Origin of the sequence: Amycolatopsis sp. NPDC051716, assembly GCF_040681595.1 — a bacterium.
Lineage (GTDB): Bacteria > Actinomycetota > Actinomycetes > Mycobacteriales > Pseudonocardiaceae > Amycolatopsis.
Window position 1 is genome coordinate 56622 of sequence record NZ_JBFAZA010000033.1, and the last position, 20353, is coordinate 76974.

The following is a 20353-nucleotide window of genomic DNA, read 5'->3' on the forward strand; positions in this document are numbered from 1 at the left end:
ACTTTTAGCTCGAGGAGTTCCGATGACGGTTCGTGTTCCTGTTCTGATCAGCGGTGGCGGGATCGCCGGGCTGACCGCCGCCCTGCTGCTGCGCCGCGAAGGGGTGGATCCGGTGCTGGTCGAGAAGCACGCCGGTGTGTCGCCGCAGCCGAAGGCGCGCCGGTTCAACCCGCGCAGCACCGAGGTGTTCCGCCTGCTGGGCCTCGCGGCCGAGGTCGCCGAGGCGAGCGCGCCACTGGCGTCGTTCACCGAGGTCCTGGCCGGTCCGACACTGGCCGCCGCCCGGGTGCGGGAAATGAGCGGCACCATGCGGGAACGGCGGCTGCAGCAGGCGAGGATTCCCGAGCTGAGCCCGGGACCGAACGTCTTGTGCCCACAGGTCGTGCTGGAGCCGATCCTGCGCCGGGCCGCCGAAGAACGGGGCGTGTCCGTGCGGCTCGGCACCGAACTGGTGTCCTTCACCCAAGACGACGACGGGGTGACCGCGCTGCTGAAGCCGGCGGACGGCGAGCCGTACGAGCTGTCCGCGGACTACCTGATCGCCGCCGACGGCGCCCGCAGTCCCATCCGCACGGCACTGGGCATCCCGCGCAGCGGCCACGGTCATCTCGCCGACAACCTCGACCTCTATTTCCGTGCCGATCTCACGGAGCTCGCGCGAGAAAAGCCGTTCAACCTGTGCGAGATCGACAACCCGGTGGCCTCCGGTGCCTTCCTCTCGGTCAACGGCACGGACCGGTGGCTGTTCTCGACGGCCGATTTCCCCGAGGCGCACACGCTCGGCGACGGCGACTGGCACGACCTCCTGCGCATCGTGACCGGCATTCCGGATCTCGACGTCGAACTGCTCAGCCGGTCGCCCTGGGAGTCGGCGATGCGCGTGGCCGACCGGTTCCGCGACGGCCGCGTGTTCCTGGTGGGCGACGCCGCGCACATGATGCCCCCGATGGCCGCGGCCGGCGCCAACACCGCCATCGCCGACGCGGCCAACCTCGCCTGGAAGCTCGCGGCCGTACTGGCCGGACGGGCGGCGCCCGCCCTGCTCGACACCTACCACGCCGAACGCCGTCCGGCCGGCTACGCGATCGCCGAAGCCTCCAGCACGGTCCGCGGGCACGTCGGCGACATGCTGGCCGCCTTCACCAAGCCCGACAGCCGGCACGACGACCTGCCGGCCACGATGTTCGGCACCCAGTACACCGAAGGCGCGTTCGTCCCGGACGGCCGCGATCCCGCGCCCGTCGACCACTACGCCCCGGCGGGCCGTCCCGGCACCCGCGTGCCCCATGCCTGGCTCGACGCCCAGACGTCCACTGTGGACCTCGCCGGGCCCGGCCTGACCCTGCTCACCGGCCCGGACAACGGACGCTGGATCGTCGAAGCAGATCGTCTGGGGTTGCGTCTGGCCACGGTGTCGCACCAGCACTGGCTCGCCGAGGTCTGCCTGCCCGCCGACGGTGCTCTGCTGCTGCGCCCGGACGTCATCGTCGCCTGGCACTCGGCATGCGGCACGCCACTCGCCGAGGCAGTGACCCGAGTGCTCGGCACCGCGGCCATCCCCGCATAACGGGCAAATCAGCTCCAGCGGAATCAGCGGCCTGGCCGGACGCGCACTCGGTCGCTTTGGTCGCGCTGCGGACCCCGAACCTGGTCCGTGTCCAACCCCATCGACAAGAAAGATCAAGGCCTTACCCACAGCGGCGGCACCTTTCCGAAGCCCGGCCGTGGCGGACGGAGTCGGTACCGCGGGCCGGCTGCGGTCAGTGCCCGATCAGGTTGGCCGATACCGTCCAGAGGCGTTCTGCGGTGGTCGGGTCGAGGGCCCATTCCTTCACGCCGTGCGGGTGGTCGGCGAGTTCGGCGTCGTCGGGCACGGTGTAGGCCTCTTGGGCGTCGTCGAGGTAGTGGCCCCCGGTGCGGGCGAACTGTGGTGCGACCGCTGCGACGATGCTCGTCGCTGCTCCCTGTTCGACGGTCTTGTAGGTGAAGACGCCCGCGGCTTCGGCCGCGGCGAGGGATTCCTTCTGGGCCGGGGTGAAGTTCCGTTGCAGTCCGGTGGCGACTCCGCCGGGGTTGGCGGTGTTCGCGAAGATCCCGTCGGCCGCCCAGCGGCGGGTTGCTTCCACCGCGAACAGCGAGTTCGCTGTTTTCGATTGCGCGTAGGCGATTTGGGGGTCATAGGCGCGGCGGGTGAAGTGCAGGTCGGCGAAGTCGACGCCGGCGCGCATGTGCGCGGTCGAGCTGACCGAGACGATCCGCGCCTCGCCGCGTGCCGCGGCACCGTGGGCGAGTGCGGTGTGCAGGCCGGCGGCGAGGGCGAAGTGGCCGAGGTGGTTCGTCGCGAACTGCAGCTCCCAGCCCTCCGGGGTGTGGGCCGGTCCGCCGGTGACGACGCCCGCGTTGTTCACCAGCAGATGCAGGGGTCCGTCCCAGTCCTGCGTGAAGCGGCGGACGGACGCCCGGTCGGCGAGGTCGAGCCGGGCGACTCGCGAGCGGGGCCCTGGGGTCACGGCGGCGGTGTTCCGGACGGCCAGGGTCACTTCGGCTCCGGCGGCGGCCAGTGCGCGGGCGGTTTCCGCGCCGATCCCGGAGGACGCGCCGGTGACGATCGCGCGGACGCCGGTGAGGTCGACGCCCGCGAGCACGTCGTCGGCGGTGCTGGCGGCGGTGAACGGTGTGGTGATGAGCCGGGATGAGGTCACTCGGCGGACTATACAGACTGAACAGAACTTGTATAGTTGAACTGGAGTCCGTAGAGTTGCCGCATGGCTGTTTCCGAAGTTCCGGATGCCGCCGAGCCGGGTCGCCGGGACGCGGTGCTCGAGTCGGCGCTGCTGACGTTCGCCCGGCACGGGTACCGCAAGACCTCCATGGAGGAGGTCGCGCGCGCGGCCCGGATCTCCCGGCCGGGGCTGTACTTCCTGTTCTCGTCCAAACAGGAGCTGTTTCGGGCGGCGGTCACCCGGGCGATCGAGCAGGACCTCGTCGTGGCCGGGGAGATTCTCGCCGACACCGGAAAGTCGTTGGGGGAGCGGCTGATCGGCGCGTTCGACCGGTGGGCCGGCCGCTATGTGGGACCGATGAGCCGTGACGTCCCGGAGGTTATCGAGCAGAACCCGGATCTGCTGGGGCCGATCACCCACACGGCTCCGAAGCGGTTCGAAGCACTCGTCGTCGCCGCGGTGGGCGGGGAGGCGGCAACTGGTGTCGCGCAGACCTTGATCAGCGCGTCGATCGGGTTGAAGCACCAGGTGGAGACCAGGGAGGCGTATCTCGGCCGCATGGCCACCGCGATCGGCCTCCTCGTCCCCTGACCAGGCGCGGGCACAGTGTGACCCGGCGCGGTTTCAGTGCCGGTGAGGCAGCGCGTCGCCGACGACCGGCTGCCAGCGCCGCAGCGCGGCGACGGTCACGCCAGGCGTGGTGTAGTACGGGTCGGCGGCCATGATCGCGTCCATCTTGGAGTGGTCGGCGCGGAACACCAGCAGCGCCCCGGAGTCGTCCTGTCACGGCCCGGCCATGATCAGTTGCCCGGTGGTGTGCAGCCTGCCGCGCGGCGCCACCTGCGGCGTGAGGATCTTTTGCCGGCTTCGGGCCGCGCCGGGGTTTGCAGGTCGCCGGAGTGCGGAGGCGTACGCCGGTGAACAGGCCGAGGCGTACCGGACGTTCGCCGAGGAGCCGGCGAGGCCCGAGCTGGAGCAGTTCTTCTTGCACGTGGGCGGATCGACGTACTCTGCTCGGGTGATCGAGATCGGTTCGCGAGCGCGTACCGTTCCGGCACCTCCGTCCGCCGTCCGGCCAGCACCAGAACCGTGTCCGACCTGGTTCGCCACCTCCATCTTCTCGGCAGCCCGAGCCGGCGACCGGATGGCTCCTCGATCGAACGCCGGCCACCAGAAGGCGGATACGTGGGTGACCCACTTCGCGTGCAACGCTACCGCCGCGCAAACCCAATACTTGCTGTGACTATGACGCGGCAATCAACTCCGGCAAGCGGTGGTGATCGGCCTGACCTGCGTCGCGGTGATCTCGAGGAGACTTTCCGGCGTCTGTTCGACGAGCATGCCGCGGTCCTGCACCGCTATCTGGTCGGGAGGATCGGTGCCGACATTGCCGGTGACCTGCTCAGCGAGACGTTCCTGATCGCGTTGCAGCAGCGCGACCGCTACGACGCCGAGCGAGGAAGCGCGCGGTCCTGGCTGTTCGGTATCGCGACGAACCTCCTGCGTACGGAGGTCCGCAACGAGGTCGCTGCCCAACGCAAGCAGTTGCACCTGGCCGCGCACGAGCACAGCAGGCGGGTTGTGCACGGGCATGCCGATCGGGTGGCCGAACGGATCGACGCGCAGACCCGGGTGCAGCACCTGGCCAGGGCGTTGGCGGAACTCTCGCCGAGCGATCTGGACGTGCTGCTGCTGACCAGTTGGGCGGAACTGACGCCGACCGAGATCGGCGAGACGCTCGGTGTTCCCGCCGGCACTGTGCGCTCCCGCTTGCACCGGACCCGGCGCTTGCTGAGGGCTTCCGCGGCATCCAGCTCTGCGCTCGATGAGGAAGGAGTACAGGCCGATGACTGAGGACAACGTCCACCGCTTGTGGACCGACGAAGAGCTGGACGAAGGGCTGATCTTGATGCGCCCCGGCGAACTCGCCAACCGGCAGCCCCTGGCCGAGGCACGAAACACGCTGTTGAACGCAGTGCGCTCACTCGAAGGAAGGGACACCCTGGTGGCCGACACCGACCCGGTGACCGAGCCGGCACGAAAGCCTGGGCTCCCCGCCGGACGGCGCTGGTGGCTCAGCGCGGCGGCCGCCGCGGTAGTGGTCGTTGCCGTCGGCGCCACCGTGGCGAGCACCGGCGGAGACCACGGTGCCCCCTCGGCCCAGCCGACGTCGTCGGTGCCGGCGGTGAAATTCGCGTCGGTGCAGCAGGCCCTGGACAAAGCGGCCGACATGATCCATGTCACGGGCGAGGCACCCATTCCCGCGGGGAAATTCCGGTACACCGAGACCCGTGGCTGGTACCTGGTCGCCAGCCAAGAGCACCAGTTCGCTTTCCTCGCCGAAGAGCTGAGGCAGATCTGGCAGCCGAGCGACTTCGACAGTGAATGGCTGCTCAAGATCGGGCAGACGGGGAACAAGCAGTGGCTGCTGGGCAACGAGCAAACCGCCACCACCACCGAGGGCCAGAACGTAAACGGAATCCGTCAGTCCGGTGAGTGGCGCGCGCGGGGTGGCCAGTTCCCCGAGAAAGCGTTGATCTTCGCCGGCCGGGGCGCCGGCGAATGGAGCGCACCCACCAAACAGCAGCTGGCCGACTTGCCCCGCGACCCGCAACAGCTCTACGACCTCATGCTCAAGGATCCCTATCTGGCGAACAAGCCCCGCGGCGGCGGTGTGCTGGCGGTCGCGGCCACTCTGCTGAAGACCGGTGTCGTACCCGCCGATCTCAAGGAAGCGGTGTACCGTGCGGTGGCCAAGGTTCCCGGGTTGAAGATCACCGCGCAGGTGGCGAACCTCAACGGCCGCAAGGGTGTCGCCCTGGGTGTCACGCCCCCGGACGGTACCTATCTCTACGACATCATCGTCGATTGCGACACCGGCGAGTTCATCGGGGAGCGGACGACCCAGTTCACGCCGGGAGGCGACGCGGGGATCGAAGGCATCAAAGCCGACACCGTGACCTCCTACAGTTCGGTCCGCACCGCCATCACCGACCAGGCGGGGACCGTTCCAGCGGGAAACTGACCGGCCCACGAGGCCGACCAGAGTGGACCCGGCACTCGCTCCTGGGCGGGCGCCGGGTCCACCAATTCGCGCCGTCATTCCGGGCAGTCGCGCAACCATCCAAGACGATCAGGGCGTCATCCCGATTAATGGCAATGTTAATGGCAGAAGGGATTAACATGGGGCGACTGAACGGCATGACGGTGACGGTGGGAGCAGTGATAGCCCTCGTCGGCGTGGCCGATCCAGCTGTGGCGGTGACACCTGGGGCCACGCCCACGGGGGTGACCCGTCCGGCTTCGTCCATTCACTGGCAGGCATGCGATGCGCACCCGGCGCTGGACTGCGCGACCGTGCCGATGCCGATCGACTGGAGCGCACCCGCCGGGCCGACGACACCGATCTCCGTCGTTCGGGGGAAAGCCGCCAAACCCCAGCAGCGCAAGGGCGTGCTCATCGTCAACCCCGGTGGGCCGGGTGGTTCCGGGGTCGACTTCGCGACCGACATCATCGAAAACCACGTCATGTCGCAGTCCCTCGCGGACAACTTCGACGTCATCGGGTTCGATCCGCGTGGCGTGGCACGCAGTGCCCAGCTCACCTGCGACGATGCCGTGCTGAACGACTGGGTCGATTTCTATCCGGAAACCGAGCCGGACTACCGCGGCATGCTCGATCACAACGACCGCTTGGGCCGCAGTTGTGTGCAGTACAGCGGACCCTTGGCCGATCACGCTGACACGACCAGTGTGGTACGGGACGTGGACGCGCTGCGGCAGGCACTGGGCGAGGACAAGATCAGCTATTACGGCAAGTCCTACGGCACCCAGATCGGCCAGCAGTACGCCGAACTGTTCGGTGAGCACCTGCGCGCGTTGGCCTTGGATTCCAATCTGGACCACAGCGTGGGCACCATGGGTTTCCTCGTCCCCCAGAACCGGGCGTTCGAGGATTCCTTCACCGACTTCGCGGCCTGGTGCCGGCGCACCCCTGCCTGCTCGCTGCACAACCGCGACGTGCTGGCCCTCTGGGACGATCTCTACGCCAAGGCGACTGCGGGGAAGCTGACCCGTCCCGGGAGCAGCTACGCCCTGTCGGTCGCCCAGCTCCGTGAGGAGGTCCTGTACCCCTTCATGTACGACCCGGCCGGGTGGCCCGAGCTGGCGGACTGGCTCAAGTCGCTCGCCGACGGCACTCCCGGGTCGCTTCGCGCCCAGTCGCAGGATCCGGGAGCCCGCAGTGAACTGCCGATCTGGTGCGGTGACTGGAAATGGAACGAGGTCGACAGCTTTGCCGCCCTGTCGGCGTACCGGAAACGGTCAGAGGTCGTCGCCCCGCACACCCGTCTCAGCCCGTTCTACACCCAGCTCACCGGATGTCTGGGCTGGGGCGGTCAGGTGAACAACCCCCAACACCGGCTCCATGTCACTCAGGCACCTCCGATCCTGATGACCAACAGCATCCATGACGTGGCCACCCCGTACCAGTGGGCGCGGTCCGTCGCCGCTCAACTGCCGACGTCCACCCTTCTTGCCTACGACGGCACCGGACACGGCACTTACCGGCTCAGTTCCTGCGTGCGTGCGGCGGTCGACACCTACCTGCTCACCCTCCACACGCCGGCCCCCGGCACCCACTGTCCCGCCGAATGGCCGACCACAGGTGACGCTGGGACGGCTCGCCCGGCCACGCTGCCGGGTTCACCGCCGGTAAGACAACGATAGAGCTGCCAGGCAAGGGGGGCCGCGTCATCCGGGCGCGGGCCTACCCGCGCAACCGGGACGCGAGCCGAACTGGCTCGCCTGCAGACACCCCGACGGCGGGGCACCCGGTTGCAGCCTGAAAATTTCCCGGGATTGCGCTCTTCTTTGAAAGTTTCACGGGATCGCGCTCTTCTTTCGTCGCAAGCCATAGACGTGTTTGACACCACGAGCCGACCCCGCTTATCGTTCTGTCGAACCGGTTCGAACACGATTGCTTACCGACCGATGCCCTGCTCCGCGGGCATGGCGCCGGCAGCCGAGTCCATAGTGGACCTCTGCCTTCGGCGATCTCGTCGGGTAGTGACGATGGGTCCGATGATCGGTGTATCACCGTAGACGCGACACCCGCGAAAGGGGTTTCTTGATGCGTCAGAACCGCCCTCGCACGCTATCCCGGCGCTTCGCCCGCGCAGCGCTGGCCTGCGCCACACTCCTCGCGATCATCGACACGGTACAACCCGCCGCCGCAGGACAGCCGGCCGTCGCAACACAGCCGGCCCCCGCGGCCGCAGCTGCCGGCGCCGCCGCGATCGCCTCGGTCGACCTGGCCGGGACGTGGAGTTTCACGCCGACGGGCCGGGGGGCGACCTCGATCACCGTGCCCGGTGGCGGCTGGTACAAGCAGGGCTTCACCGACGTGAACGAGGCGGTGTACTCGCGCACCATCACCGTGCCCGACTCGGGTCAGCCGCAGTCGACGTGGATCGAGTTCGGGGCGGTCAACCACCAAGCGACGCTGTCGGTCGACGGCCGGGTGGTGGCGACGCAGACCACGTCGTTCACGCCGTCGAATTTCGACATCACCGCCTACGCGGCCCCCGGCAGCACCCACACGATCAGCGTCGACGTGAAGGGCCGCGGCGCGTTGAAGGCGTCGAACGGCCGGTACCTGGTGCCCGACGCCGCCGAGTGGTCCGAGGCGGTCCCCCAGGGGATCTACCGTTCGGCGTTCCTGCGGACGTACCCGGCGGTGTCCGTCAGCGACACATTCGTGCGGACGTCAGTGGCGAACAAGACGTTGAGCTACGACGTGTCGGTGCGCAACACGTCGGGCAGCTCCCGGTCGGTGACGTTGACCGGGTCGCTGTCGTCCACCAACGGAACGGCTTTCAGCTACCCCGAACTGCCCAGCCGTACGGTCACCGTGGCGGCCCACTCGACCGCGACCGTGACCGTCGGGCCGGTCGCGTGGAACCTCGACAGCACCTCGTACTGGTGGCCCAACGTGCCGTACCGGCCGGGGTACCGGGCGCAGCTGCACGGGCTGACTGTGCATGCCGTCACCGATGACGGGCACACCAGCGACGCCACGTACCGGTTCGGGTTCCGGGAGGCCACCCAGAACGGTGACTACTACTACCTCAACGGCGTGCGCGTGAACTTCCGCGGCGACAACCTGCAGGGTGCCGACTACGACCGGATCAACAACGGCGGCAAGGGCGACGCCTACGACACCCTGCCCGGCTTCCTGCCCCCTTCGTCGAACAACGGCGGCTGGCCGCAGACGGTGGACAACTACCAGCGCCTTAACTACAACGTGATACGCGTCCACCAGGAGCCCGCAAGCCCGTACATGTTGGATGTCGCCGACGAGATGGGTCTGATGGTCATCGACGAGGTCGCGATTCGCGGCTCCCAGTCCGGGCAGGATTGGATCGCCGGGCACGACAACATGGTCAACCACGCCCGTGCGCTGGTCCTGCGCGACCGCAACCACCCCGCGGTCATCCGCTGGAGTCAGAACAACGAGCCGAACCAGAGCGGCCAGGATTCCGAACAGTTCGAGAAGGACCTGTACGCGGCGATGAACGGCGCCGACGGCACCCGGCCGGTCATTGCCGAGCTGGGCGTCGGCGCGAATGTCAACAGTTACCCCGGGATGACGTACCCCAACTTCGCGGTGATCTCGCACTACATCGACGGCTTCGGCAGGTACGGGGAGGGCGTGGTCACCGCGAATGGTCGGCCCGACGGCGAGGGCGAGTTCATCTGGCCGGCGTGCAACAACAAGCAGGGCTTCGAGTGGTTCGCCACGGCGACCCTGGCCAAGCGCGGCAAGAACGCCACCGACCTGCGTCCGTATACCCTGCTGTCCGCCTGGGCCAGCGTCGTGCCCGGAGTGCGGACCACCGACTTCACCCCGGAGGAGGGCGGCCACCCCATCTACGGCGCGGACAACCTCCCGGCCCCCTGGAGCAACCCGCAGATCCAGCGCGTACAGGCGGCGTACAACCCGGTGGCGGCGGTCGACCTCCCGTACTGGTCCGCATCCGGCGCCTCGGACTCGAACGGCACCTTCCCGCTGCCGCAGGCCGTGCCCAACTACGCCCGGAACGCCACGGTCACCCGCAACATCACCGTCTTCAACGACGACTTCGCCGACACTTCGGTGGGCTTCACCTGGACGGCGCGGCTCGACGCGCCGGACGGCGCGGTCGTCGCGTCCGGAAGCGCGACCCTGACCGTCCCGCTCGGCTCGCGGGTCACCCAGCCGGTGTCCTTCACCACCCCGGCCACCGGCAACCGCGTGTACCTGCAGCTGTCGACCACGAAGTCCGGTAGCCCCGTCTTCACCGACGCGGTGGAGTACTTCAACCTCGCCGGAGGCGGCGGAGACGGACCCGCGCCGGGCACTTACCGCATCGTCAACCGCAACAGCGGCAAGCCGCTCGCTGTCGCGGGCAACTCCACCGCGGACGGTGCCAAGGTGGTCCAGCAGAGCGGCACCGCCACCTGGACCATCGCCACGACCGCCGACGGCTCCTACACCCTCCAGTACGTCCCGAGCGGAAAGGTGCTCGACGTCAACGCCAACAGCAGCACGGCCGGGCTGCAACTGCAGCAGTGGACGGCCAACGGCGGCACCAACCAGATGTGGTACCTGCGGTCCACCGGCAACGGCTACTACACCATCGTCAGCCACGACAGCGGACTGGTGGCGGACGTCAACGGTGCGGCGACGAGCGACGGGGCGCAGGTCGTGCAGTGGGCCGCCAATGGCGGGGCCAACCAGCAATGGCAACTGAACCGGGCCTGACCGGACGAACCGTTTTCTCGCCTGCTGCCGCGGCGTCGACCGCTATACGGCCAGCCCCGTCAGTAGTGCGTCGCCTTCCTCGCCCGCCTCATCCGGATTTGGCTCGCTTTCAACGTGAGCCCTCGGTGGGTGAGGTGGCTGGTCGGGTTGGAGTGGAGGTGGCGGGCAAACCGACGCTGGCGTTGAGCACGGCGGCGACGGCCAGGACGAGCGTCGTGGCTCCAATGCGCGGGCACCCGGGGGAGTCGGCCCCTTGCTCCGGACGGTTTCAAGTGGCCAAAGGAGCGGAACGCGAACCAGTGCCCGTCGCAGCGGATCAGTTGTCCCGAGAAGATCGCCGGAAATTGAATCCGCGCTCGCCGATCTAGTGGACTGGCTGGCGCGCGACCTGGCATGCCGGAGCGTTTCCGGGACGGCTCGCGGCTTGGCGCCGGCGGATGCTGTTCGACAAAGTGCCCGACAAGGTCACAACCATGATCCTCGAAGCACGAAAAGTGCATGGTCGTCCGCCACTTCAGGAGTTTGTCGTAAAAACGGCATGCGTGGTGGTGTCTGGGGCCTCGGCGCGGAAGATCGCGTTGCCGCCGTTCCTGGTCGCGCTGCTGCGCGAGCATCTCGCGCAGCACCGCCGAGCGGGACGTGGTTATGGCGCTCGACGTTCCTGCGGCGCGTCTTCCGCCCGGCGGTCGACGGCAGCGAGGCGTCCGGGACGAAGGCGGGCTGCGCGGCGGTCCGGCCCGGGTTGACTTTCCATGGGCTGCGGCACAGCCCCAAGACCTGGATGATCGCGGACGGTGCGCCGGAGATCGCCCAGGCTCGTCGGCTCGGGCACCACCTGGACAACCGGGTCATCGAGACCTACTCCCACGTCGCCCCGGAGGTCGAGCAGCGGCTGCTCGACGACCTCGAGCGGCGCTGGCACACCGCGGCCCCGCCGTAAGTTGATCACTGCTGATCGAACCCGGAATGCAGAAAACCCCTCCGACCAGCCAGGAAGGCTGAAACGAAGGGGTTCCTCACGATGTGGAGCTAAGGGGACTCGAACCCCTGACCCCCTCACTGCCAGTGAGGTGCGCTACCAGCTGCGCCATAGCCCCGAGGCGAAGCTGAGCTCCGCATCTCGTATGCACATACATTACACCCCGCCCAGGCCCCCTCCACGCGGGGGTCCCCGCAACCCCCCGAAGCGATCCACAACCCGCTGACCAGCACGTTCACACCTTATTTTTAGTCCTGTATTGACGTCTCGCTGTGGCCGCCGTTACATTTTGCGCGGTTGTGACGCCGAGGTCCCCGCCCGTTACGCCGCGTCTTCAACTCGGGCACACCTCTCGATGACGCCGCGTGCGCGGCAGAGGAGGCTTCGATGACGAGACGGCGGGTGATGACGCTGCTCGCGGCAGCGTCGGTCCTGGTCGGAAGCATGACGACACCGACGGCAGCCAACGCTGCCGTGACCCCGGATGGGTGGTACACCGTCGCCGCCGGGAACAGTGGGAAGTGCGTCGATGCGCGGGGTGCTGGGGCGGCCGATGGGACCGTTGTCCAGCAGTACGCCTGCAACCAGACCGCGTCGCAGCAGTGGCAGTTCCAGTCCACCGGGGACGGTTACTTCCGGATCAACGCCCGCACCAACCCGGCCGCCGCCTGGGATGTCGCGGATGTCTCGACCGCCGATGGTGGCCTGCTCCAGCTCTGGACCTACGGAGGCGGCGCCAACCAGCAGTGGCAGGCCGTCGATGAAGGAAACAACCGGTACCACTTCGTCAGCCGCAACAGCGGGAAGTGCCTCGACGTCCCCGGCGCCTCCACCGCCGACGTGCAGCTCCAGCAGTACGCCTGCAACGGCACCGCCGCCCAGTCCTTCATGCTGGCCCCCGTGAACACGAGCCAGCCCGGGCAGCCCGACTTCGGCCCGAACGTGGTGATCTTCGACCCGTCCATGCCGAGCTCGACCATCCAAAGCCGGCTCAACAGCATCTTCGGCCAGCAGGAACGCAACCAGTTCGGCAGCCAGCGCTACGCCGTCATGTTCAAGCCCGGCACCTACGCCAACGACGTCAACGTCGGCTTCTACACGCAGGTGCTGGGCCTCGGCCTGAGCCCCGACGCCGTCACGATCAACGGCGCCGTGCACGTCGAGGCCGACTGGTTCCCGCCGCAGAACGCCACGCAGAACTTCTGGCGGGGCGCCGAGAACCTGTCCGTGAACCCGAACGGGGGCGCCGACCGGTGGGCGGTCAGCCAGGCCGCGCCCTACCGCCGCATGCACGTCCGCGGCGACCTGCAGCTCGACGACGGCGGCTGGGCCAGCGGCGGCTGGATCTCCGACACGAAGATCGACGGCCAGGTCCGCTCCGGCTCGCAGCAGCAGTGGATCTCCCGCAACTCGCAGTTCGGCAGCTGGAACGGCTCGAACTGGAACATGGTCTTCGCCGGGGTCCAGGGCGCACCCGCCAACACCTTCCCGGCGCCGCCCTACACGACCGTCGGCCAGACGCCGGTCGTGCGCGAAAAGCCCTTCCTCTCCATCGACGGCGCCGGCAACTACCAGGTCTTCGTCCCGGGTGTGAAGACCAACGCGTCCGGCACGAGCTGGGCGAACGGCACCGCGCCGGGCACGTCGGTCCCGATCGGCCAGTTCTACATCGCCAAGCCCGGCGCCACCGCCGCGGACATGAACGCCGCGCTCGCCGCCGGCAAGAACCTGCTGGTCACGCCCGGGGTCTACCACCTGAACCAGACGCTGCGCGTCACCCGTCCGGACACCGTCGTGCTCGGCCTCGGCATCGCCACGCTGGTCCCGGACAACGGCATCACCGCGATGACCGTGGACGACGTCGACGGCGTCAAGGTCGCCGGCCTGCTCATCGACGCCGGCACGACCAGCTCGAACACGCTGATGCAGGTCGGCCCGGCCGGCTCGGCCGCGAACCACGCGGCGAACCCGACGTCGCTGCACGACGTCTTCTTCCGGATCGGTGGCGCCGCCGTCGGCAAGGCGACGAACAGCCTGGTCGTCAACAGCAGCAACGTCATCGGCGACCACATGTGGATCTGGCGCGCCGACCACGCCGAGCGCGACGAGTACGTCGGCTGGACCACCAACACCGCCGACACCGGGCTCGTCGTCAACGGCAACGACGTCACGATGTACGGCCTCTTCGTCGAGCACTACCAGAAGACGCAGGTGGTCTGGAACGGCAACGGCGGCCGGACCTACTTCTTCCAGAACGAAATGCCCTACGACGTGCCGAACCAGGCGAGCTGGATGAACGGCTCGACGCCGGGCTTCTCCGCCTACAAGGTCGGCCCGAACGTCACCAGCCACGAGGCCTGGGGCCTGGGCAGCTACTGCTACTTCAGCACCAACCCGTCCGTCGCCAGCGCGCACGCGTACGAGGCGCCGAACACGCCGGGTGTCCGGTTCCACGACATGGTGACCGTCTCGCTCAACTACCAGGGCACGATCACGCACGTGATCAACAACACCGGCCCGGCGACGCCGTCCGGGACCAAGGCCGTCGACCTGGTGAGTTACCCCTGAGCACCGGCGTGCGCCGTGGTGGCGGCCGCGGCGCACGCCGGTCCTTCGCCGCTACCCCCGAATGGGGTGTTCCGGGAGCCGGACGGGGTAGTCGTCGCGATACTGGAGTCCCTCTATCCGGGAGCGGCAGATGACCTCCTTCGCAGCGTTCACCGTCGTCGAACCCCGCAAAGCCTGGCCGATCGCCGCCGTCCGCGGCGGGTTCGCCGTGCTCTTCGGGCTCTTCGCCCTGATCTGGCCCGGCGTCACCGTGCTCGCCCTGGCGATCCTGTACGGCGTGTACGCGATCGTCGACGGCATCGGCGGCCTGATGCAGGCCTTCCGCCCGGGTGACACCGGGCACCGGGTGGCCTACGGCGTCCTCGGCGCGCTCGGCATCGTCGCCGGGATCCTCGTCCTGGTCTGGCCGGGCATCACCGTCCTGCTGCTGGCCCTGCTGGTCGGCTTCTGGGCGATCATCACCGGCATCGCCGAGATCGCCGCGGCGATCCGGCTGCGCAAGCAGATCCGCGGCGAGGCGTTCCTCATCCTGGCCGGCGCGATCTCGCTGATCGCGGGCGTCCTCATCGTGATCAACCCCATCGCCGGCGCGTACGGCATCGCGCTGCTCGTCGGCATCTACGCCCTCATCTACGGCATCGTGCTGCTGGTACTGGCCTTCCGGCTGCGCAAGCTGGGAACGGGAGACGCCCGAACTGAGTAACGTGCGGGAGTGTCGACCCGCGAACTGGTGGTGCTGGGCACCGCGAGCCAGGTGCCCACGCGCCACCGCAACCAGAACGGCTACCTCCTGCGCTGGGACGGCGAGGGTATCCTCTTCGACCCCGGCGAAGGCACCCAGCGGCAGATGCTGCGAGCCGGCGTGGCCGCCACGGACATCACGCGCATCTGCATCACGCACTTCCACGGCGACCACAGCCTCGGCCTGCCCGGGGTGATCCAGCGGCTGTCGCTGGACAAGGTCGGCCACCCGGTCCACGCCCACTTCCCGGCGTCCGGCGCGCACTACTTCGAACGCATGCGGCACGCGACGGCCTTCTACGAGCAGGCCGACCTGCGGGAACACCCGATCGCCGAGGACGGCCCGATCGCGACCGGCAAGCTCACCCTCGAGGCCAGGCGCCTCAGCCATCCCGTCGAGGCGTTCGGCTACCGGCTGACCGAGCCCGACGGCCGCACCATGCTCCCCGAGCGGCTGCGCGAGCGCGGCATCGCGGGCCCGGACGTCGGCCGGCTCCAGCGGGAGGGGCGCCTGGGAGACACGAAAATCGAGGACGTCAGCACGCCGAGGTCCGGCCAGCGGTTCGCGTTCGTGATGGACACCCGGCTGTGCGACGCGGTGTACGCCCTCAGCGAAAACGCCGACACCCTCGTGATCGAGTCGACCTTCCTCGCCGAGGACACTTCCCTGGCGAAGGACTTCGGCCACCTGACCGCGCAGCAGGCGGCGCGAGTGGCCGCAGAGTCCGGTGTCCGGCAGCTCGTCCTGACGCACTTCTCGCAGCGCTACCCCGATCCGGAGCGCTTCGCGGCGGAAGCGCGAGCCGAGTTCGACGGCGAGATCGTCGTGGCGCAGGACCTGGAGCGGGTCCAGGTGCCGAAACGGCGGTCTTTCCCAACGGTGTGAGAAGCGCCGTAGGCTGCATCTCGTGAGCCAGCCGATCCTGATGACCGTCGACGACGATCCCGCCGTGTCCCGCTCGGTCGCCCGTGACCTGCGGCGCCGCTACGGCAAGGACTACCGCGTCATCCGCGCCGACTCCGGCCCGGACGCCCTCGACGCGCTGCGCGAGATCAAGCTGCGCGGCGACGCCGTCGCGGCGATCCTCGCCGACTACCGGATGCCGCAGATGGACGGGATCGCCTTCCTCGAGAAGGCGATGGACCTGTTCCCGCACGCCCGCCGCGCCCTGCTGACCGCCTACGCCGACACCGACGCCGCGATCCAGGCGATCAACGTCGTCGACGTCGACCACTACCTGCTCAAGCCGTGGGACCCGCCGGAGGAGAAGCTCTACCCGGTGATCGACGCGCTGGTCGAGACCTGGAAGGCGGTCGGCGACAAGCCGGTCGAGGAGGTCAAGCTCATCGGCCACCGCTACAACTCGCCCTCGTTCCACCTGCGGGACTTCCTCGCGCGCAACGCGGTCCCGTACCGCTGGTACTCGGTCGACGACGACGAGGGCTGCCGGATCCTGCAGGCCGCGGAGGCGACCGACAAGGACATCCCGGTGGTCGTCACGCCGGACGGCACCGTCCTCAAGAACCCGACCGGCAGCGAGATCGCCGACGCCGTCGGTTTGTCGACCCGGCCGGCCCAGGAGTTCTACGACCTCGTGGTGATCGGCGGCGGCCCGGCCGGCCTCGGCGCCGCGGTGTACGGCGCCTCCGAAGGCCTGCGCACGGTGCTCGTCGAGAAGAAGGCCACCGGTGGCCAGGCCGGCACCAGCTCACGCATCGAGAACTACCTCGGCTTCCCCGACGGCGTCTCGGGCGCGCAGCTGACCGACCGCGCGCGGCGCCAGGCCCAGAAGTTCGGCGCCGAGGTGCTGACCGCCCGCGACGTCGTCGGCCTGGAGGCCCGCGGTTCGCAGCGGGTGATCACCTTCGGCGACGGCAGCGAGATCGCCGCGCACTCGGTGATCCTCGCCAGCGGCGTCAACTACCGCGCCCTGGAGGCCGACGGCATCGAGGAGCTCACCGGCCGCGGCGTCTACTACGGCTCGGCCGCGACCGAGGCGCCCGAGTGCAAGGGCGAGCACGTCTACATCGTCGGCGGCGCCAACTCCGCCGGGCAGGCCGCGGTGTTCTTCTCCCGGCACGCCAGCGACGTCACGATCCTGGTGCGTGGTGCGTCGCTGGAGTCCTCGATGTCGCACTACCTGATCGAGCAGATCGCCGGGATCGAAAACATCCACGTCCGCACGCACACCACCGTCAAGGAGGTGCACGGCGACGGCCACCTCGAGCGGCTCACGCTGTGCGAGAACGGCGTCACCGAGACGGTCGACTCCGGGCACCTGTTCATCTTCATCGGCGCCGCCCCGCGCACCGACTGGCTCGGTGACGCCATCCACCGCGACGAGCACGGCTTCGTGTGCACCGGGCCGGACCTGCTGAGCGCCGGGCAGCGGCCGGCCGGCTGGTCGCTCGACCGTGATCCGCACTACCTCGAGTCATCCATCCCCGGCGTGTTCGTGGCCGGTGACGTGCGGTCGCAGTCGGTCAAGCGGGTGGCCTCCGCGGTCGGCGAGGGCGCGATGGCCGTGACGCTGGTACACCGGTACCTGGAGGAACAATGAGCGCACTGCCGCGGGAAGAGCTTCGCGGCCTCTTCCTGTTCGAACGCCTTTCCGAAGACCAGCTCGACTGGGTGGCCGCCAACGCCGTGCTCGAGGAGTACGAGGGCGACAGCTTCGTCATCCGCGAGGGTGACGAAGCGACCTGCTTCTACGTGATCCTGAACGGCGCCGTCCGGATGACGCGGCTGGTCAGCGGCACCGAGATCGAGACGAACCGGTCCGACCAGCGCGGCGCCTACTTCGGCGCGACCCAGTTCTTCGTGCACCAGGAGGCCGAGCACCGCTACGGCGCTTCGGTGCAGGCGCTGAGCGACCTGACGCTGCTGGCGCTGCCGTCGAAGGAGTTCTCCACCGAGTTCCGCAGGTGGTTCCCGATGGCGACGCACCTGCTCGAGGGCATGTACCTCGGCTGGCGCAACAGCGACACGGTGATCGGCTCCCGCCGCCGCCTGCTGGCGCTCGGCGAGCTCTCGGCCGGCCTGACGCACGAGCTGAACAACCCGGCCGCGGCCGCCGTCCGGGCGACGTCCGCCCTGCGCGAACGCGTCGCCGGGATGCGGCACAAGCTCGCCTTCCTGGCCAAGAAGGACATCGACCCGGAGCTGCTCTACCAGCTCATCGACGTCCAGGAACGCCTGGTCAAGCAGGTCGTGCAGGCCGAGAAGCTGACCGCGATGCAGCAGGCCGACCGCGAGGACGAGATCGGCGACTGGTTCGACGAACGCGGCATCGACGGCGGCTGGGACCTCGCCGACATCTACGTCCGCGCCGGGCTGACCACGGCCGACCTGGACAACGTCCTCGAGCAGGTGGGCGACACCTTCATCGACGGCGCCGTCCGCTGGCTCGCCTACGCGCTCGAAACCGAGATGCTGATGGGCGAGATCGAGGACTCCACGACCCGGATCTCCGCGCTGGTCGGCAAGGCCAAGCAGTACTCGCAGATGGACCGGGCGCCGCACCAGTGGGTCGACGTCCACGACGGCCTCGACTCCACGCTCGTGATGCTGTCGGGCAAGATCGGCGGCGGCATCCGCGTCGTCAAGGAGTACGACCGCAGCCTGCCGAAGATCCCGGCGTACCCGGCCGAGCTGAACCAGGTCTGGACGAACATCATCGACAACGCCCTGGGCGCGATGAAGGGCGAGGGCACGTTGACGCTGCGGACGTGGCGCGTCGACGACCAGATCCGCGTCGAGGTCGGCGACACCGGCCCGGGCATCCCGGCGGACATCAAGCCGCGGATCTTCGAGCCGTTCTTCACGACCAAGCCGGTCGGCGAGGGCACCGGGCTCGGCTTGGACATCTCGTGGAAGATCGTCGTCGAACGGCACCAGGGCGACCTGCGCGTCGAATCCGAGCCGGGGAACACCCGGTTCGAGGTCTGCCTGCCGACGGTCGAGCAGGCCTCGCTCTGATGGCTTCCGTCCCGACGGTCACGACCGAACTCGGGGCGCTGGTCGGGCTGGCGGGTGACGGCGTCCGCGTCTGGCGCGGGGTTCCGTACGCCCGCCCGCCGGTCGGCGAGCTGCGGTGGAAGGCGCCGCAGCCGCCGTCGCTGTCCGGCGGCGTGCACGTGGCCACCGAGTATGGGCCGCACGCGATGCAGTCGCCGGACCCGATGAACCCGGCCGCGGTGTGCGACGAGGACTGCCTGTACCTCAACGTCTGCACGCCGGAGGGACCCGCGCCCGAGGGCGGGTGGCCGGTGCTGTTCTGGCTGCACGGCGGCGGCTACCGCGTCGGTCACGGCGAGCAGCTGGGCGACGGCGAAGAGTTCGCGCGCGCCGGGGTCGTCGTGGTCACGATCAACTACCGGCTCGGCTCGCTCGGCTTCCTGCACCTCGCCGGGATCTTCGGCGAGTCCGAAGTGGACGCCGGAGTCTGCGGGTTCCTCGACCAGGTCGAGGCCTTGAAGTGGGTGCGCCGCAACGTCTCCGCGTTCGGCGGGGATCCCGCGCGGATCACCGTCTACGGCGTTTCCGCGGGCGCGAAGAGCGTCGGGAACCTGCTGGGCAGCCCGCTGGGTGCGGGGTTGTTCGCGCAGGCCATCAGCAGTTCCGGCGGCGCGGACCACGTGGCGACGCCGGAGGCCGGGACGGCGCTGGCGCGGCGGCTGCTGGACGAGGTGGGCTGCCACGACATCGCCGCGTTGCGGTCGCTGCCGGCCAAGGAGTTCGTCGAGGCGCAGGAACGGATCCTGAGCGGGTTCCAGGCGCTGTGGCTGTGGCGCCCGACGCTGCATCCGCGCGTGCTGCCCGAGGTGCCGATCGGGCCGATCCGGCGGGGGAGCGCGGCGGGGGTTCCGCTGCTGATCGGCTGCAACAGCAACGAGGGCAGCACGTACGCGTTGATGCTCGGCGACGACGTCGCAACGGCTCCGGCGTCCGGTGTGCTGACGAGCATCCTCGGCGATTCCGGTGCGTCGCGGCTTCTCGAGACGTACCTTCGCCGCGTCCCTGACCTGAAGGCCGCCCGGATCGCCGCGATGGGCGACGAGCGGTACGGCATCCCGACGCAGCGGCTCGCCGACGCCCAGTCCGCGCACGCTCCCGTTTACCGCTACCGGATCGACATCGCCGCGCCCGGCGTGCCCGAGCAGCTCGACGGCGGCCACGGCACCGAGACCACGATGGCGTGGAAGGTCCCGCTTCCCTTGGCCGCGCAGGGGACCGCCGTGAATCCGGCGCGCGAGCGGGCGGCCCTGCTCATCCACCGCGCCTGGGTGCGGTTCATCCGGGACGGCGTCGCGGACGCGGACGGTCCCGAATGGCCGCCCTACGGCCCGGAGCTGCGCCCGGTGCTGGTTTTCCGGGAAGACACCGATCTGGTGCTCGATCCACGCTCCGACGAGCGAAAAGCCTGGGGCGACACGGAATGGGCGTCCGGGACCTGGTTCCCGGTGACCTGAGACCGTTCCTTCACCCGCCGTTCACTTCGAACCGGCTCGCTCCCGCGTCCAATGAGCGAAGGCCCG

General features: G+C 69.0%; 16 protein-coding genes and 1 tRNA gene. 13 read left to right on the forward strand and 4 right to left on the reverse strand.

What is annotated here, in order from left to right; all coding sequences use genetic code 11:
- Window positions 1-22 precede the first annotated feature (22 nt).
- Window positions 23-1567: an FAD-dependent monooxygenase gene (locus AB0M30_RS35375; protein ID WP_364593108.1), complete on the forward strand. Its 1545-nt coding sequence runs from the start codon at window positions 23-25 to the stop codon at window positions 1565-1567.
- A 193-nt stretch (window positions 1568-1760) separates the two neighbouring features.
- Here AB0M30_RS35375 and AB0M30_RS35380 read toward each other — a convergent pair whose 3' ends face one another.
- Complete coding sequence (locus AB0M30_RS35380; RefSeq protein ID WP_364593111.1) at window positions 1761-2702, reverse strand: SDR family NAD(P)-dependent oxidoreductase; 942 nt, start codon at window positions 2700-2702, stop codon at window positions 1761-1763.
- A gap of 63 nt (window positions 2703-2765) precedes the next feature.
- On the opposite strand from AB0M30_RS35380, the gene AB0M30_RS35385 reads away from it, so the two are divergent.
- Window positions 2766-3314, forward strand: a complete 549-nt coding sequence (locus AB0M30_RS35385) for a TetR/AcrR family transcriptional regulator (protein WP_364593114.1) — start codon at window positions 2766-2768, stop codon at window positions 3312-3314.
- A 33-nt stretch (window positions 3315-3347) separates the two neighbouring features.
- Here the strand turns inward: AB0M30_RS35385 and AB0M30_RS35390 are convergent, their stop codons facing one another.
- Both AB0M30_RS35390 and AB0M30_RS35395 read right to left on the reverse strand, forming a co-directional pair.
- Window positions 3348-3482, reverse strand: coding sequence for a hypothetical protein (locus AB0M30_RS35390; protein ID WP_364593117.1), 135 nt, complete (start codon window positions 3480-3482; stop codon window positions 3348-3350).
- 24 nt (window positions 3483-3506) lie between these two features.
- Window positions 3507-3833 carry a hypothetical protein gene (locus AB0M30_RS35395; protein WP_364593120.1) on the reverse strand — a complete coding sequence of 109 codons (327 nt, stop codon included), beginning with the start codon at window positions 3831-3833 and terminating at the stop codon, window positions 3507-3509.
- A 135-nt stretch (window positions 3834-3968) separates the two neighbouring features.
- Between AB0M30_RS35395 and AB0M30_RS35400 the strand changes: the two genes are divergently transcribed.
- From AB0M30_RS35400 to AB0M30_RS35420, 5 genes are all read left to right on the forward strand, one after another.
- A complete protein-coding gene (locus AB0M30_RS35400) occupies window positions 3969-4577 on the forward strand; it encodes a sigma-70 family RNA polymerase sigma factor (protein WP_364593127.1) in 609 nt (202 codons plus the stop codon).
- Window positions 4570-5748, forward strand: a complete 1179-nt coding sequence (locus AB0M30_RS35405) for a CU044_5270 family protein (RefSeq protein ID WP_364593130.1) — start codon at window positions 4570-4572, stop codon at window positions 5746-5748. The genes AB0M30_RS35400 and AB0M30_RS35405 overlap by 8 nt, the downstream gene beginning before the upstream one ends.
- A gap of 158 nt (window positions 5749-5906) precedes the next feature.
- Window positions 5907-7451, forward strand: coding sequence for an alpha/beta hydrolase (locus tag AB0M30_RS35410; protein WP_364593133.1), 1545 nt, complete (start codon window positions 5907-5909; stop codon window positions 7449-7451).
- Between the two features lie 403 nt (window positions 7452-7854).
- Complete coding sequence (locus AB0M30_RS35415; protein ID WP_364593136.1) at window positions 7855-10527, forward strand: RICIN domain-containing protein; 2673 nt, start codon at window positions 7855-7857, stop codon at window positions 10525-10527.
- A 538-nt stretch (window positions 10528-11065) separates the two neighbouring features.
- A complete protein-coding gene (locus AB0M30_RS35420; RefSeq protein ID WP_364593138.1) occupies window positions 11066-11467 on the forward strand; it encodes a hypothetical protein in 402 nt (133 codons plus the stop codon).
- A gap of 84 nt (window positions 11468-11551) precedes the next feature.
- On the opposite strand, the gene AB0M30_RS35425 is transcribed toward AB0M30_RS35420, so the two are convergent.
- A tRNA-Ala gene (locus tag AB0M30_RS35425) sits at window positions 11552-11624 on the reverse strand.
- Window positions 11625-11893: 269 nt separating this feature from the next.
- Between AB0M30_RS35425 and AB0M30_RS35430 the strand changes: the two genes are divergently transcribed.
- From AB0M30_RS35430 to AB0M30_RS35455, 6 genes are all read left to right on the forward strand, one after another.
- Complete coding sequence (locus tag AB0M30_RS35430) at window positions 11894-14074, forward strand: RICIN domain-containing protein (RefSeq protein ID WP_364593141.1); 2181 nt, start codon at window positions 11894-11896, stop codon at window positions 14072-14074.
- Between the two features lie 130 nt (window positions 14075-14204).
- Window positions 14205-14777, forward strand: a complete 573-nt coding sequence (locus AB0M30_RS35435; protein WP_364593144.1) for an HdeD family acid-resistance protein — start codon at window positions 14205-14207, stop codon at window positions 14775-14777.
- A gap of 9 nt (window positions 14778-14786) precedes the next feature.
- A complete protein-coding gene (locus AB0M30_RS35440) occupies window positions 14787-15701 on the forward strand; it encodes a ribonuclease Z (RefSeq protein WP_364593147.1) in 915 nt (304 codons plus the stop codon).
- Window positions 15702-15723: 22 nt separating this feature from the next.
- Complete coding sequence (locus tag AB0M30_RS35445) at window positions 15724-17376, forward strand: FAD-dependent oxidoreductase (protein ID WP_364593150.1); 1653 nt, start codon at window positions 15724-15726, stop codon at window positions 17374-17376.
- Entirely contained in the window at window positions 17373-18794 is a 1422-nt protein-coding gene (locus AB0M30_RS35450) for an ATP-binding protein (RefSeq protein WP_364593153.1), read from the forward strand. Before AB0M30_RS35445 ends, AB0M30_RS35450 begins: the two co-directional genes overlap by 4 nt.
- Window positions 18794-20287 (forward strand): carboxylesterase family protein, encoded by a 1494-nt coding sequence (locus tag AB0M30_RS35455; protein ID WP_364593156.1) that lies wholly within the window; start codon window positions 18794-18796, stop codon window positions 20285-20287. Before AB0M30_RS35450 ends, AB0M30_RS35455 begins: the two co-directional genes overlap by 1 nt.
- Window positions 20288-20353: the final 66 nt, after the last annotated feature.